12 protein-coding genes are annotated in these 15,566 nt (G+C 37.7%); 10 read left to right on the forward strand and 2 right to left on the reverse strand.

Annotated elements, in window-relative coordinates:
• The first annotated feature begins 165 nt into the window (after window positions 1–165).
• Window positions 166–1,872: an acyl-CoA dehydrogenase family protein gene (locus N7Z68_RS15630; protein ID WP_275119403.1), complete on the forward strand. Its 1,707-nt coding sequence runs from the start codon at window positions 166–168 to the stop codon at window positions 1,870–1,872.
• 139 nt (window positions 1,873–2,011) lie between these two features.
• Here N7Z68_RS15630 and N7Z68_RS15635 read toward each other — a convergent pair whose 3' ends face one another.
• Window positions 2,012–2,728, reverse strand: a complete 717-nt coding sequence (locus N7Z68_RS15635; protein ID WP_275119404.1) for a 3-ketoacyl-ACP reductase — start codon at window positions 2,726–2,728, stop codon at window positions 2,012–2,014.
• Window positions 2,729–2,952: 224 nt separating this feature from the next.
• On the opposite strand from N7Z68_RS15635, the gene N7Z68_RS15640 reads away from it, so the two are divergent.
• Both N7Z68_RS15640 and N7Z68_RS15645 read left to right on the forward strand, forming a co-directional pair.
• Window positions 2,953–4,299, forward strand: a complete 1,347-nt coding sequence (locus N7Z68_RS15640) for an alkaline phosphatase (protein WP_275119405.1) — start codon at window positions 2,953–2,955, stop codon at window positions 4,297–4,299.
• Window positions 4,300–4,691: 392 nt separating this feature from the next.
• Window positions 4,692–5,837 (forward strand): S8 family peptidase, encoded by a 1,146-nt coding sequence (locus N7Z68_RS15645; protein WP_275119406.1) that lies wholly within the window; start codon window positions 4,692–4,694, stop codon window positions 5,835–5,837.
• 99 nt (window positions 5,838–5,936) lie between these two features.
• On the opposite strand, the gene N7Z68_RS15650 is transcribed toward N7Z68_RS15645, so the two are convergent.
• A complete protein-coding gene (locus tag N7Z68_RS15650) occupies window positions 5,937–6,098 on the reverse strand; it encodes a hypothetical protein (RefSeq protein WP_275119407.1) in 162 nt (53 codons plus the stop codon).
• A 194-nt stretch (window positions 6,099–6,292) separates the two neighbouring features.
• On the opposite strand from N7Z68_RS15650, the gene N7Z68_RS15655 reads away from it, so the two are divergent.
• The 7 genes from N7Z68_RS15655 (at window position 6,293) to N7Z68_RS15680 (ending at window position 15,296) form a co-directional block, all read left to right on the forward strand.
• Window positions 6,293–7,162, forward strand: coding sequence for a helix-turn-helix domain-containing protein (locus tag N7Z68_RS15655; RefSeq protein ID WP_275119408.1), 870 nt, complete (start codon window positions 6,293–6,295; stop codon window positions 7,160–7,162).
• A gap of 719 nt (window positions 7,163–7,881) precedes the next feature.
• Entirely contained in the window at window positions 7,882–9,222 is a 1,341-nt protein-coding gene (locus N7Z68_RS15660; protein ID WP_275119409.1) for a cytochrome ubiquinol oxidase subunit I, read from the forward strand.
• The gene (locus tag N7Z68_RS15665) at window positions 9,219–10,235 is read left to right on the forward strand and encodes a cytochrome d ubiquinol oxidase subunit II (RefSeq protein WP_275119410.1); all 1,017 of its coding nucleotides are present in this window, start codon (window positions 9,219–9,221) and stop codon (window positions 10,233–10,235) included. The genes N7Z68_RS15660 and N7Z68_RS15665 overlap by 4 nt, the downstream gene beginning before the upstream one ends.
• A 13-nt stretch (window positions 10,236–10,248) precedes the next feature.
• A complete protein-coding gene (gene cydS, locus N7Z68_RS24380) occupies window positions 10,249–10,350 on the forward strand; it encodes a cytochrome bd oxidase small subunit CydS family protein (RefSeq protein WP_441296790.1) in 102 nt (33 codons plus the stop codon).
• Between the two features lie 3 nt (window positions 10,351–10,353).
• Window positions 10,354–12,069 carry a thiol reductant ABC exporter subunit CydD gene (gene cydD / locus N7Z68_RS15670; RefSeq protein ID WP_275119411.1) on the forward strand — a complete coding sequence of 572 codons (1,716 nt, stop codon included), beginning with the start codon at window positions 10,354–10,356 and terminating at the stop codon, window positions 12,067–12,069.
• A gap of 2 nt (window positions 12,070–12,071) precedes the next feature.
• Complete coding sequence (gene cydC, locus N7Z68_RS15675) at window positions 12,072–13,790, forward strand: thiol reductant ABC exporter subunit CydC (protein ID WP_275119412.1); 1,719 nt, start codon at window positions 12,072–12,074, stop codon at window positions 13,788–13,790.
• 246 nt (window positions 13,791–14,036) lie between these two features.
• On the forward strand, window positions 14,037–15,296 hold the full coding sequence (locus N7Z68_RS15680) for an ATP-binding protein (protein WP_275119413.1): 1,260 nt from the start codon (window positions 14,037–14,039) through the stop codon (window positions 15,294–15,296).
• Window positions 15,297–15,566: the final 270 nt, after the last annotated feature.

Raw genomic sequence — 15,566 nt, forward strand, 5'->3', positions numbered from 1 at the left:
GCATACATCATGTGATATGCCCTCTATTTTATTTGTTTTTAAATAATCGCCCTTACTAATTGAATCCCTTACAAAAAATTGTAAAAAACAAGCAGGATTTTTAGGAGTCTATATCTAATTTAAGATGAGTGAATATTCATTCATTTTCATAGAAGGAGGAGTACTATGCTTTTTTTAAATCCTAAAAACGTTAGCCGACAGGTGGAAGACGAGAAGACTAAAACTTTAATGGAAAAGACAGTAAAATTCTTTGAGGAAAAGGGACTTGATAATATAAAGGAAGAGGACCAAGCTTCTAAATGGTACGAAGATTTTATTGAATTTTTAAAACAAGAAGAAGTTTTTGCTGCGCTATTAACCCCGGCAGGTTATGGTGATGAAGATGCTAGATTTGATTTGTCCCGCATATGTGATTTTAGCGAGTTAACGGCATTTTATTCTTTAGCTTATCAATATTGTTATCAAGTGAGTATACTGGGTCTTGGCCCAATTTGGATGTCTGACAATGAGGAGCTAAAGCAAAGAACCGGGAAGCTCTTGAAAGATGGGGGTATTTTTGCCTTTGGCATGTCAGAAAAAAAACACGGTGCTGATTTGTATTCGAATCAAATGAAGCTGTACACCCAAGAGGATGGTTCCTATATAGGAAATGGTTCTAAATATTATATTGGAAATGCAAATAAAGCAGCGTTAGTTTCTGTATTTGGACGTATAGCTGAAACAGATGAATTTGTATTTTTTGCCGTTGAGCCAACTAATGATAATTATCATTTACAAAAGAAAATTAATACTTCAGGAGTTCGCCCTGCCTTTGTTGGTGCATTTTCGATTGAGGATTATCGAATTACAGATGCTGAGATATTATCAAAAGGCCGTGCAGCATGGGATTCCTCATTATCGACAGTGAACATTGGGAAGTTTCAGTTAGGGTTTGCTTCAGCAGGAATTTGCCAGCATGCTTTTTATGAGGCGCTAAACCATGCGGATAATCGCGTATTGTATGGACAAAAGGTTACTGATTTTAACCATGTCCAAGATTTATTTACCGAGTCCTTTGTACGCATCATTGCCATGAAACTTTATGCATTAAGGGCTGTTGACTACTTTAGGTCTTCTTCTGAAGAAGATCGCAGGTACCTCTTATTTAATCCAATACAAAAAATGAAAGTGACGAAGCAAGGAATGGAAGTCATTGATATGCTATTAGATATCGTTGCTGCCAAAGGATTTGAACAAGACACCTATATGGAATTAGCTATTCGAGACATAGGGATGATTCCACGTTTAGAAGGAACAAGTCACGTAAATATGGCTTTAGTTATTAAATTTATGGAAAACTACTTTTTTAATCATGAAGAATTTGCGGAAATCCCTACACGCCGTGAGGCAAAAGATGACTCTAATTTATTTAAACAAACGACTGGATCGTTAGGAAGTGTAAAATTCCCAGACTATCTCCGTAGCTATGAGGGGGTAAATCACCCTAATGTAATAACGTTCAAAGAGCAGGTTGAGTTATTACGAGAGATGTTATATAAAGCACCGCTGACTAAAGAACAGCAAGAAAATAAAAATTATATGCTTCATTTAGGTGAACTATTTACAATGGTTGTTTACGCTCAACTTGTCCTAGAAAATGCTAAATTGTATCAAGTCAACGGTGATGTTATTAATCATATGTTTAAATTTATGGTAAGTGATTTTGCTCAATATGCTCTTGCACACTTGTCCAAGTTTGAGAATACTTCAGAACAAACCGAGTTTTTAGAAAGAATGTTAAAACGACCACAAATCAATTTAGACCAAGAAAAGAATATTTGGAAAGAACAAGTCCTGCCATTAAAAGAAGCGATGACAGAATTAGTAAAGTGATTTTTAATCCAGTAGTTGTTGAATATAAAGGTGGAACAGTATTGTTCAAACCTGTAATTGAAAGTAGAATATTGCTATGGAAAAATGAGCTCTCGGATGTCCGAAGCTCATTTTTTTCATAGTTATAGAACTCAACTACTTAAGGATTTGTTGACCACAGTCCTGCCGATTTGACAAAAACTCTAGGGTGCAATTTTAATCCTGCAACAAGCATGTCAGCTAAATCTTCTGGGTGCATGACATTTTCAGGGTTTCCGGTAATAAGGTTTGATTCCACAGCTAAGTCTGTAACAACTGTGCTTGGGGTTAGCGCTGTGACACGGATATTATGTTTTCTTACTTCCAGCATCAGTGATTCTGTCAGTCCCATGACGGCAAATTTAGAAGCACTGTACGCGCTTGTAACAGGGGCTCCTTTTTGTCCGGCTGTGGATGCAATGTTTACAATGTCTCCTGATTTTCTTTCAATCATTTGCGGCAATACCGCTCGAGTGACATGATAGACGCCCATTAAATTAACTCGGATGATGTTTTCCCACTCTTCTGGTGTTAAATCTAAAAAGCCTCCAAACTTTGCGACACCGGCATTATTAATGAGAATGTCGATAGAACCTAAATCAGATTGAATATGTTCAACGGCATGTTCAACGGCTTCTAAATTAGCGACATCAGCTGTTGCAGCAGAGATTGTTACACCATAGGGTTCAAGCTCGGATGTAAGTTTTTCTAGGTTTGACATATTAAGTCCGAGTAAGCCAACATTCACTCCTTCTTTTGCTAAAGCGATGGCGATAGCCCGTCCAATTCCTCTGCCGGCCCCAGTAATTAATGCATTTTTTCCACTTAATGAATTCAATGACAACACTCCTAAATCGAAATAGTGACTATAAACAAATTCATCGATACGCTAGTCAGTATATGTTTTGCATTGAAAATTTTTCTATTCGAGTAGTTAGCTGGAGGAAAGGGGGTAGTATAGGATGAAATGGAGCATACTTATCCTTGTAGAGTATGAAATATTTGTTCTGAATAAATCACTCTTTCCTATAAAATTATTTTAATAACGAGAGGTCGAAATGAATGAAGTTTAACAAAAGAACGATACTTGTCCTTTGTTTCATTTTATTTTGCACGAGTTTTTTAATAAAACATCCTGTCCAATCAACTGGTACAGGCCCTACTAAATCTGTACACGTACATAATGTGATTTTTATGATACCAGATGGTTTTTCTGCTAGTTATGCTAGTAATTATCGCATCTTTAAAGGGAGTGAGGATACACGCCTAGACCCTTTGTTAGTAGGAATGATGAAAACGAGATCAGCTAATAACTTGGTTACTGATTCGGCTGCTGCTGCAACGGCAATGGCGACAGGATATAAAACCAATAATGATATGATTAGTATTTCACCGGAAGGAAAGCCGTTAGAAACGATTCTGGAAGCTGCAAAAAAAGCGGGAAAAGCGACAGGACTCGTTGCTACATCTACCGTCACACATGCGACCCCAGCCGCCTTTGCTGCACATGTTACGTCCCGTGAAAGTAAAGCAGAAGTAGCCTTGCAAATGGTAGAAAAAGTCGATGTCCTCCTTGGCGGCGGGAAGCGGTACTTTTTGCCTCGATCAGCTGGAGGGTTGCAAAAAGAACGACACTTAATAGAAGAACTGCAGCTTAAAGGATATTCTTTTATTAAAAATCGGGATGAGCTCTTAAAACTTGACGCAGTTACAAATCAATTCTTTGGCTTATTTGCAGAAGGGCCGATGTCGCCAGAACTTGATCGTGATGTTACAGAACAACCGAGCTTGGCTGAAATGACAACAGCTGCTATCACTGCGTTAAGTCAACATGATGGTGGTTTTTTCTTAATGGTAGAAGGAAGCCAAATTGATTGGGCTGGACACGCTAACGATGCAGCTTGGGCAATGAAGGATATAGAGGCGTTTGAACAAGCAGTTGGAGTCGCGTTGGATTTTGCAGAGAAAGACGAAAGTACATTAGTAGTTGTTGTTGGTGATCATGATACAGGTGGAATGAGCGCAGGAGGGTATGATGAATATGCAGCCAAAGCAGATATTCTTCGCGACGTAAAAGCATCTGGAAAATATATGGCTAAACAATTAAATTCTAAAAGAAGTAATGCAAAAGAAGTTTTGAAGACATACGCAAACATTGAACTAACGAAAGAAGAAGCGAAGCGAATTAAAAAAGCTGATGACGAGAATTTGGTGTATGTCATTAACAATATTATTAGTGAGCGTGCCTGCATCGGCTGGACGACAAAGGTTCATACGGGAGTTGATGTTCCGTTATATGCTTACGGTCCAGCTTCAGAATGGTTTCGTGGTTCCCTCGATAATACGGATGTGCCCAAATGGATGGCTAAGGCGATGGACATACCATTTCTGTCTAGACTTGGTCATTAACCAGATGCTCTTTTCAGTATACAACAGGTGGTAAAGCACCGTGATTGTTAGAGGTTACTAACAATCACGGTGCTTTTCTTATAAAACATAGGATTTTCTGTCATATGGCAAATAGGTAAAATGTTAAAGTCCTACTAGGTTTAAAAAAAGCATAAATTTCATAAATTTACCTATGCATAAAAGAATATTGTTTGTCATCAAAGCTATTTAATAATAGTTTATTAAAGGTAAGTTGGTGCAAGTTTTGGTTTTTGGTTAATTTTGAAGATTGGTAATAATAGTTTTCTCCATTATAGTGAACACACAAGAATTTTTAGAGGCACTAAATGAATTATGTGGAATCAAAATCTTTGGCCAAAGTTTTGATATAAACTAATTAATGGAGGTATTGAATGAAAAAACTTTTAATATTATTACTTGTCTTGGGTATCGTTTTCAGTACTGGGTTAGTTTCTGTAGCAGCAAACCATTCAACGAGTGAAAGTAGCGAGGAGTACTTAGTAATGTTTGACGGACCAGCCGAAAAAGGCATACTTCATGCTTTTGGTGTAAATAATGAAAAGATTTTTCACGAATTCAATCTTAAACCGGTATTTCATCTAGAATTAACTTCAAATCAAGCTCGAGGGTTGCAAAATCACCCACAAATTAAATATGTTGAAAAAAATGCAGAGGCACAAGCATTCGGTCAAACAGTTCCTTGGGGAGTACCGCACGTCCAATCAACTGAAGTCCATAATATGGGGCAGACAGGAACCGGTGTTAAAGTGGCGATTTTAGATACAGGTATTGATAATACTCATGAAGATCTAGCTGCGAATGTTAAAGGAGGACACTCTGTATTTACCGATACGGCCAACAAAGATCCATTTTATGATGGAAGTGGTCATGGTACACACGTTGCTGGAACCGTTGGCGCAATTAACAATGATCTAGGAGTTATTGGAGTTGCTTATCAGTCGGATTTATACGCTGTTAAAGTTTTAAATAATGATGGCAGTGGTTCTTATGCTGGTATTGCAGAAGGAATTGAATGGTCTATACTTAACGGAATGGACATTATTAATATGAGCTTAGGGGGATCTCAATCTTCATCTATCCTAAAAGAATTTTGTGATCTCGCAAATGATGAGGGTTTACTAGTGGTTGCAGCAGCAGGAAACAGCGGGAATCGTGGAGGAAACAACGATAGTGTCGGTTATCCAGCAAAATATGATTCTGTTATTGCTGTAGCAGCCATTGACCAAAATAATAACCGTGCTTCTTTTTCAAGTACTGGGCCTGCAGTAGAGCTTTCAGCTCCAGGAGTAAGTGTATTAAGTACAGTTCCTGGTAATAGTTATGCTTCTTACAATGGTACTTCAATGGCATCACCACATGTTGCAGGTGTGGCTGCACTTATATGGGGAGAGCATTCTCATTTAACAAATCAGGAAGTGCGTCAACTACTGAAGGATACAGCTGTAGATTTAGGACGTAGTAATCAATACGGCAACGGATTAGTTCAAGCTAAAGCTGCAATCGATTTTGTACGTTAACTAAATATTAATAAAGTGAAAATGGAAATTAGGCGTCCCTATAATTTTAGGACGCCTATTTCCATTTTTATGGGTTCAGGTTCATATCATCCTACAGGTTTAGTGTTCTGAAGGCAATTCCGTAGGCTTAGTAAGTTCTTCACCAGATGCAACTTCTACAACTGTTTCATTCAATGCACTTGAAGGGAAATTGCCGAAGTTTCCTTGTAACATTAAACCAAGTACTAAGCATGAAAATCCAATCAAAATTCTCTTTTTCATATTGATCCCACCTCTTTTTATGAATATATTAGATTATAACTCATTTATTAAATTTTCAATTAATAGAATATTATGATTATAATTATAAATATAGTATTATATCAAAGTTTTAATTCCTTTTATCTCAGGTGATATAACTCTAGGCATATTTTGTTTAAAACATTACAAGAATTCATTTGATAGGGGGAAAAGATATGGATACGCTAGGAATAATAATAAAAGAATTACGCTTACAACGAGGAATGTCCCAGAAAAATTTGGCGAAGGGCATATGCACGCAAGCTCAAATTAGTAAAATTGAGAAGGGATATGTTCTCCCGCTGACATCGACTTTACATAGCTTAGCGGAAAGGCTTGGTACAAATGTAAATTACATTTTAGATTTAACCATCTATAAAAAGTTAGATTATGTTATTGAGGTTCAGTCCCAAATGAGACAGCTGGTAAGGAAAAAGAAGTATGGTGAACTCTACGAACAAGTTCAGCTTGAAAAAGCAAGTCCGTTATTCCAAGAGGTGGATAAATACCGTCAGTTTGTGATTTGGCATGAAGGGATTTGCGAATATCACTTTAATCATAACGCAAAGAAAGCTTTAACAGTTTTACAAGAGGCGTTAAGGATTACAAATGTTAGTGAACAAGTATACTCAGAACGAGAGATAGAAATAGTCAACAGTATGGGCATCATTCATTTTGAAACAGGGCATTATGATGAAGCTATTACCAACTATGTCATAGCATTAAAACAGTTTCATAATGATAACAAACCTACAGATATAAGAGTCCGCATATTGTATAACTTAGCTAAGGCACTTACGAGAAAAGAGCAGTATGAGGATTCTATTGAACAGTGTAAAAAAGCAATACAACTGTGTATGAAAAATCATCTGATGTATCTCTTAGGAGAACTTCATTACCATATCGCTTATAATTTTATGTTACTCACGAAATGTGAAAATGCATTAAAATACTATGAAAGTGCTATATCCATATTTAAATTACAAGGAAATCTAAGATATATAGAGTATATCCAGCTAAAGATGGAAGAAGTCACAAAGCCATAGTATTTTCGTTCAGAGATATTTTGTTTAGTGCGCTGGAATTAAACAAAGTGGCAAAAGTTTAAGAGCAAAGGCAGATATAAGAGTTCTCCTACATAATGAATATATCTGTATTTTCTCTTTTTCAAGTATTAGCCTTTCAATTGTTTCTAGTACATCCGTTGCAAAGTATATTAGGGGACTCACAGGCCCTTATTCCTGTCGAAAGTTTAGTTTTTCAAGCTTTAGAGGACTCAGAAGCCCTTATTTGCTACTATTTTTGATGTTTCCCAGTGATTATGATTAAATAAGGGCCTGTGAGTCTGGGAAATATCCAAATATGAAGGTTTTCGTTAAAATAAGGGCCTCTCGAGTCCACAAAAAACTCAGCACTAATAATCCAATTGATTGGCTCCAATCCTTACGTCACAAAAGAAGGAGTGTGTGACTTTCTACCCATGGTACCAGGTACTATCCCTAAAATTGCAGCGCTGTCTGCTTCTGATCCATCAAATGTGTCCAAAAACCAGATCAGCGCTTGTCACCATACAATCCCTTGCCGCCACTAAGAAAGACCCTTCCGCCTCCTCTGTCTGCCACAAATTGCTCACGTTTCTGCCACGGAATTATCAACTCTTTGTAACAGAATTGTTTCATTTGTGATATATTTCACAAACAAATCAGGTATACACTATACATATAGTTTTATATTGATATAGAGACGTAGTTAGAGGAGGGGAAAAATGGAGTCGGTTGAATTTAGTCGCTATTTAACAATGTTAACGCTGTCGGTGCACGTCGTCTTTGCAACAGTTGGTGTTGGTATCCCTGTCATGATTATGCTTGCTCATTGGATCGGTCTCAGAAGACAAGATGAACATTATCTATTAATGGCTAAACGTTGGGCCCGTGGGTATGTCATCAGTGTAGCGGTTGGTGTTGTAACGGGAACCGCGATTGCGTTGCAGCTTGCGCTTTTATGGCCGCGGTTTATGGAGTTTGCCGGTCAGCTTGTTGCACTGCCGCTATTTATGGAGACATTCGCCTTTTTCTTTGAGGCCATTTTCCTCGGAATTTATTTATATACATGGGATCGATTTAAAAATCCAAAGCATCACTTTTATTTACTTGCTCCAGTCGTTTTAGGAGCGACAATGTCGGCATTATTTATTACGTCAGTTAATGGGTTTATGAATACACCACAAGGGTTTACATTAATGAACGGTGAGTTAGTAAATATTTCACCACTGCTTGCAATGTTTAACCCAGCAATGCCTACGAAAGTTGCACACGTTTTAACGTCTGCTTATATGACTTCAGCATTTGTACTTGCTTCAATTGCTGCTTTCCACCTGCTTCGTGGCAATCGTCATGAATATCATCGTAAAGGCCTCGCTCTAACGATGAAGGTTGGATTTATTTTTTGTGTGGCAACAGCGCTTGTTGGAGATTTATCAGGAAAGTTTCTAGCAGAATATCAACCTGAAAAACTAGCAGCTGCAGAGTGGCACTTTGAAACAGAAGCGGAAGCACCGCTTGTCTTGTTTGGTGTGTTAACCGAAGAGAATGAAGTGAAGTACGGTATTAAAATTCCTTATGCACTTAGTATTCTTGTTCATAATCATCCATCTGGAGTTGTAACCGGATTGAATGACATTCCAGAAGAGTATCATCCGCCATATATTGTTCATTACATGTTTGACATCATGGTAACGATCGGTGTAGGGTTAACCGTTCTTTCGATGACTTATTGGATTGCATTATCACGAAATTGGACATTAATAAGAACACGTGCGTTTCGTTTCTTACTCGTTGCAACTGGACCATTAGCGATGCTCGCGATTCAAGCTGGCTGGTGGTTTACAGAGGTCGGTCGTCAACCATGGATTATGAGAGGATTTATGACGACTGCAGAAGGTGCAACGGATTCACCTCACGTTTGGATTATGTTTATTGCATTTGCCGTTCTTTACTTTATTTTGATGGTTGGAACAGCGGTTGTATTAGTTCGTATGTTTAAAAAGAATCCAGTGGAGCGTGAGTTAGAGAAAATTGCGAACGAACAAAGGAGTGTTGCAAGATGACGATTGAGATTATAGGGATATCAGTCTTATGGTTGTTCCTATTTGGCTATGTCATTGTAGCCTCCATCGATTTTGGAGCTGGATTCTTCAATGCTTCGACGATCGTAACGGGGAAACATCATATCGTAAACAATGTCATTCAGCGATATTTATCACCAGTTTGGGAGATTACAAATGTATTCCTTGTGTTCTTTTTTGTTGGAATGATTGGATTTTTTCCTAAGACTGCTTATTATTTTGGGACGGTTTTATTAATACCGATTAGTATTTCGATTATTTTGCTGGCGTTACGAGGGAGTTATTACGCATTTGGAACGTACGGTTCGAAGGGGCATAAGGGATATACACTCATGTACGGAGTTACGGGTGTTCTTATCCCGGCTTCATTGTCCACGGCTCTAATTGTCTCTCAAGGCGGCTTTATTCGCGAGGCATCTTGGGGCGGGATTGAGTTAGATTATGTAGCCCTGCTCACGAGTCCATTTGCATGGTCGATCGTGGTGCTTAGTCTAGTTAGTGTATTATTTATATCAGCAAGCTTTTTAGCTTACTATTCTTCAGTAGCAGAGGATCAAAAGGCACTTCGTTTGTTCCGTAAATATACTTGGATTTGGAGCTTTCCGACGATTATCACAGCTTTAGGAATTATCATTGAAATGAGATGGCACAATCCTGCACATTTTGAAGGCTTGCTTTCCCTTTGGTGGGTATTTGCCGTATCATTTGTATGCTTTGTCGTTAGTTTATGGTTCTTAAAAACAAGACAATACGGTTGGTCATTTATTTTCGTTGTTCTTCAATTTGCTTGTGCTTTCTATGGTTACGGTGTGTCACGCTATCCGTATTTACTGTATCCGCACTTAACGATTTATGACAGTTTTACGAATGAAACAATGGCTTATGCATTGATTGTCGTATTTATTTTGGGGTTAATGCTGCTCATTCCGTCGCTGTATCTAGTATTTAAGCTGTTTGTGATGAATAAGCCTTACATTAAAAAAGGTAATGTATAAGGGGGAAACAATGATGCAAAACTTTTTACTGTTTTACGCTCCGTTCCTAGTTGTCGTGCTTGCGATGATTTTTTCCTTATTCGTAGCCGCTAAAAGTACAAAGTATGAGGACTAGACAATGAAAACACTTCAAAAGCTTGCTAAGGAACAAAAGGGGCGGTACTATTCACTATTTGCGATAGCCATTGCATTCGGTTTTGTCATGATTACGCAAGCGTATTTGATTGTATCAATTGTTGATGACCTTTTCTTAAATCAAGTTACGTTTGATCAAGTTACAGCTTTCTTATTACTCTTGTTAGCCGTCTTTCTTTTCAGGTCTTTACTTTCGTATTGGAGTGGGAAGATCGGCTTGAAAATGGCGGCTCAGGTAAAGGCTGATTATCGTAAACGACTGTTACAAGCGTATTCTCGTCATTCATTAATGTCATCTTACAAAGGACAATCTGGACAAAAGGTAAGTGTCATGATGGATGCCGTCGATGAGCTTGATAACTTTTTTAGTAAGTATGTTCCGCAACGAATTATCACGACGGTTGTTCCAGTGATGATCTTAGTCGTTGTTTTTACGCAGCACGTATATTCAGGATTAATTCTTTTATTTACGGCTCCGTTTATTCCGATATTTATGATTATTATTGGAAAGATGACACAAGAAAAATCAGAGGAAAAGCTGGATAGTTTAACGGCTTTCTCAGGGCGGTTTTTGGATACACTTCAAGGTCTTATGAGCTTAAAATTATATGGACGTTCAAAGCATTACAAAGAAGTAATTCGTCAAAGTAGTCTGGAGTTTCGAGATGCAACGATGAAAATATTAAAAGTAGCTTTTACCTCGTCGTTAATGCTCGAGTTTATTTCGATGCTCAGTATTGGACTTGTTGCTCTCGAGTTAGGTTTTCGCCTAGTTGTATTTAATGAAATTAGTTTCTTTACAGCTTTTTTCATCCTTTTACTAGTTCCTGAATTTTATAATCTATTGAAGGAGCTGGGGAGTGCTTTTCACGCAGGTCGCAGCAGTACGGGCGCATCCGATAAAATTGAGCGGGAACTGTCACAAGCAGAACAAACTCAAACGTGGGGGAGCCGTTCATTGTCAAAAGGACCTGTATCACTAGAATTACGGAACGTTAGTTTTCAATATGAAACAAATGGTTTTACATTAAGCGATATAAATGCCAACCTTCCAAAGAATGGTCAGACTGCGATTGTTGGAAAAAGTGGATCCGGTAAAACAACACTGCTTCATATTGTTGCAGGATTAATCCAGCCTCAAGAAGGAAAAGTACTCACAGACGGACATGAGCGCCTAGAGTATAAAGAAGAAGATTGGTTCAGTAAAATAAGTTATATCACACAACATCCTTATCTGTTTGCCGGAACAATTGCCGAGAATATTGCTCTTGGTACGAAAGCCACTAAAGCTGATATTGAGGAAGCTGCTGTGAAAGCGGGTATTTCTGATTTAATAGAAACGTTACCTGAGCGTTATGATACTCCAATTGGAGAAGGTGGAAGAGGGCTTTCTGGCGGTGAAAAACAACGAATTGCATTAGCTCGTGCTTTTCTAAAAAAGCCATCGATTGTGCTTTTTGATGAGCCAACAACGGGGCTTGATTTATTCACTGAGCAAATCTTACAAAAGTCTATTAAGGAATTAGCCCAAACGTCAACAGTCATTACGGTTGCCCACCGATTACAGACAATTAAAGAAGCCAATCACATTCTGTTTTTAGAAAATGGAGAATTGAAGTCTCAAGGAACTCATGAACAGTTGAAAGCTTCTGTTTCATCGTACAAGAGACTGTTCTCTAAAAACGGGGAGGAGGAGTAGGGATGAATGAGTTATTAAATACGATTCGAATTATCATGTTAAAAAAGAAAGATGTGATTTTGTCTATCGTATTTGCCTATATTGCAGGTATAACGGCTGTCGGTTTGTTTGCTGCAAATGGTTATCTAATCTCAAAAGCTGCTCTCCAACCCCCGTTATATGTCCTATTAATTATGGTTGCTGTTGTAAAAATAGGCAGTATCTTGCGTGCAACGAGTCGGTATGGAGAGAGGTATTATTCTCATCGAGCGACATTTACCATGTTAAGTGATTTACGTGTTCATTTCTTTGACAGACTAGAAAAGCTAGCACCAAGTTTGTTAACCAAATACCGCAGTGGTGATCTGCTTGCCCGTATTGTCGGTGATGTGGAGAGCTTGCAAAACTTCTTCCTGCGCGTTCTGTACCCGCCGATTATTATGGTGACGGTTTTTCTAAGTACAATTTTATTTGTCTCCTTTTATTCGCTTGCAATTGTTATTTTACTAACGATTGGTCTTATCTTAACAGGGGTACTGATTCCAGCATGGTTTGCGTACAAGCAGAAAAAAGTTAGTAATCGAATGCGGGAGGAACGAGGCCATTTATCTACAGAAGTAACCGAATGGTTTCACGGCTTTCGTGAGTTTAAAATTCATCAAACGTTAGAAGATAAAGAACAACAGCTAGTTGCTGCATCCAATGCTTATATTCAAGAGGATCAACAAGCCGGACAACACTCTTTGTATAATCAATCGATCAATACAGCCGTTTCATTAATGATCGTTTGGGCTGTATTAGCAGTTGGAGCGTACTCAGTCGCTAATGGAAGCTTAGATGGACTTTTTCTAGCTATGCTCGTGATGGTTAGTTTAACTGTATTTGATCATTCGACCCCGATGGCTGCTTTCCCGGTTTATTATGAAGAAAGCGAGAGGGCAGCAACACGACTGGGCGCAGTTGTAAAAGAAGATGATCAATCAATGACTTCGACTGTCGAGATGCGTTCTTTTCCAAGCGGGGCACCATCAATTGAACTAAAAGGTGTGCACCTTACGTTTCCTGGAGAAAAACGTAAAACATTGAGTGATGTTAACTTATATTTGCCAGCTGGTTCAAAAACAGCGGTCGTTGGGCCAAGTGGATCTGGTAAATCGACCCTGCTCAGTTTGATGTTAAAATTACAAACGGCGAACGAAGGTAAACTTTTAATAAGTGGTACGAATGTAAACGAATTTGAGCCAGAGAGCGTTTGGAAAAACTCGAACGTTATCTTGCAAGAAAATCACTTTTTTCATGGAACAGTTAAAGAAAATCTTCTTTTAGCATCGAATGATTTGACAGATGAAGACCTAAAACAGTTACTCGTCGCTGTTCAGCTTCCTCACCTTGAATTATCTGATACGGTCTTTGAGAAAGGGCAAAACTTATCAGGTGGAGAAAGACAACGGCTTGCGATGGCCCGGGCTGTTGCAAAAGGTGCATCTTTCTGGCTCCTAGATGAACCGACTTCATCACTAGATTCCTGGACAGAACAACGCCTGTATGAATTGTTGTATAAAAAAGCAAAGGAAGATACGGTAGTCGTTGTTAGTCACAGACTTGAAGGGCTCGAACAGATGGACCAAATTATCGTCATGGATCAAGGAAAAATCGTGGAGATGGGCACGTTCACAGAACTAATGAAGGCAAAAGGGTATTTCTATCAGTTGAAACAAATTGAGAAAAATATATTAAAATAAAAAATGTGAAGACGATCAACCTGCTCCAAAAACGAGATGAAGTTTCAAAAAGGTCGCTGCAGTCATTAGAAAAAGGATTAGCAGGTGTACTGTCCACCGAGGGCTCTTTTAAATAGAGTCCTTTTTTTATTTGTCGTAATAGGCTTGGTCAATGTTATAATCTTAATAATAATAATTTGGTATACAAAAATATACTACATAAGTAGATTTAAAAAACTATTATTCTAGAAAGAAGGTAGGATTATTGTGGAAGGAATTGAACAATTATTGTTAAATGTCCTTTTTATCATTGTATTTTTACTATTTATACCTATTCTAGTAGAAATGAATGCACAAAGATTATCGAAAATCCAAAAGAATTGGATTGTTATCCTATCAGCTTCTTTGGCAATTATTAGCTGTATATCGTTTCCAATTACTATAATGGATGGATATTTTTTTGATTTGCGCCTTGTAGTACTAACAGTTGCGGGACTTTACGGAGGGGTTTCTGCTAGTATTTTATTAGCTGGGGTTACAATTATGTATCGGTTTATAGTAGGCGGAGCTGGGGCTTCTGCTACGTTAATCGTCGTTATCATCCTGCTATTTTGTATTATATTATTAACCGATTATTTCCGAAAAACATCCCGTAAGAATAAAATAATGTTAGGAAGTTCTCTTTCCCTATTTGCAGCTTTGTTGGCTATTATAAATTCAACGCTCATATTTGGTGCGCCTTTCTCTTATGCCTTTCTTTTTATTTTCTTGACCTTAACATTCTGTACGGCTTTTTTCACTATTTATCTTTACGAGGTTTTTCAAGAAACTCTTTTAATTAAAAAACGGATTATTAAGGCGGAAAAAATGGATATCGTCAGTCATCTTGCTTCTTCAGTTTCACACGAAGTTCGAAATCCGTTAACGGTGATTAAAGGCTTTTTGCAAATGATGGAACAAAACGACATTCCAGAAGAGCAAAGAAAGAAGTTTATAAAGATATCCATTGAAGAAGTGGATCGGGCTAATGATATCATTCGTAATTATTTAACATTTGCGAAACCGTCACCTGAAAATAAAACAAAATTGAATGTGAAAGTTGAATTAGAAAGGACAATTCAAATCATTACACCACTAGCTAATATGAACGGTGTTGAAATAGTAACAAAACTTGAAAGTTATTTTACTGAAGGTGAGACTCAAGCTTTTCAACAATGCTTATTAAACTTAACTAAAAATTGTATAGAAGCAATGCCAGACGGCGGGAAACTTTATATAGAAACGAAGGAAGAAAACGGTGATCTCGTAATAGTAATTTCTGATAATGGGAAAGGCATGACTAAAGAACAGGTGTCAAGGTTAGGAGAACCCTACTTTACAACAAAGGGTAGGGAAGGAACGGGACTTGGGATGATGGCTGCTATTAACATAATTGAGACAATGGCCGGGAAATTAAGTGTAACCAGTAAAGTAAATGAAGGAACAAATTTTCATATTCGATTGCCAATCGTAGAGGAGTGTTCTTAATCTAGAAAAACACTTGATACATACAAATGAAAAAGAGCGTACAAGTCCAAATATAATTTTTTAACAGAGTATTGTTAGCGAATTTCTTAATGTAGTTATTTTACAAAAATTCTAAAAAGAATTACTTTACAGCTTCGATGAGAAAGTAAGTAACCACTGCTTATTGATATACAAGGATTTTAGTAAAAGTTAACAGAAAAATCATAGTTTTAGATATAGTAGATATTTTACTAATATAGTTGTTTGTTAGATGTAAACGCTTTACACTTG

The sequence above is a fragment of the Alkalihalobacterium chitinilyticum genome (genome assembly GCF_029028005.1).
GTDB classification, from domain to species: Bacteria; Bacillota; Bacilli; order Bacillales; family Bacillaceae_F; genus Alkalihalobacterium; species Alkalihalobacterium chitinilyticum.

What these genes read in the sequence shown, in the direction of transcription:
- N7Z68_RS15630 (WP_275119403.1), top strand. Translation starts at nt 166, where the DNA reads ATGCTTTTTTTAAATCCTAAAAACGTTAGCCGACAGGTGGAAGACGAG.
- N7Z68_RS15640 (WP_275119405.1), top strand. Translation starts at nt 2,953, where the DNA reads ATGAAGTTTAACAAAAGAACGATACTTGTCCTTTGTTTCATTTTATTT.
- N7Z68_RS15645 (WP_275119406.1), top strand. Translation starts at nt 4,692, where the DNA reads ATGAAAAAACTTTTAATATTATTACTTGTCTTGGGTATCGTTTTCAGT.
- N7Z68_RS15650 (WP_275119407.1), bottom strand. Translation starts at nt 6,098, where the DNA reads ATGAAAAAGAGAATTTTGATTGGATTTTCATGCTTAGTACTTGGTTTA.
- N7Z68_RS15655 (WP_275119408.1), top strand. Translation starts at nt 6,293, where the DNA reads ATGGATACGCTAGGAATAATAATAAAAGAATTACGCTTACAACGAGGA.
- N7Z68_RS15660 (WP_275119409.1), top strand. Translation starts at nt 7,882, where the DNA reads ATGGAGTCGGTTGAATTTAGTCGCTATTTAACAATGTTAACGCTGTCG.
- N7Z68_RS15665 (WP_275119410.1), top strand. Translation starts at nt 9,219, where the DNA reads ATGACGATTGAGATTATAGGGATATCAGTCTTATGGTTGTTCCTATTT.
- cydS (WP_441296790.1), top strand. Translation starts at nt 10,249, where the DNA reads ATGCAAAACTTTTTACTGTTTTACGCTCCGTTCCTAGTTGTCGTGCTT.
- cydD (WP_275119411.1), top strand. Translation starts at nt 10,354, where the DNA reads ATGAAAACACTTCAAAAGCTTGCTAAGGAACAAAAGGGGCGGTACTAT.
- cydC (WP_275119412.1), top strand. Translation starts at nt 12,072, where the DNA reads ATGAATGAGTTATTAAATACGATTCGAATTATCATGTTAAAAAAGAAA.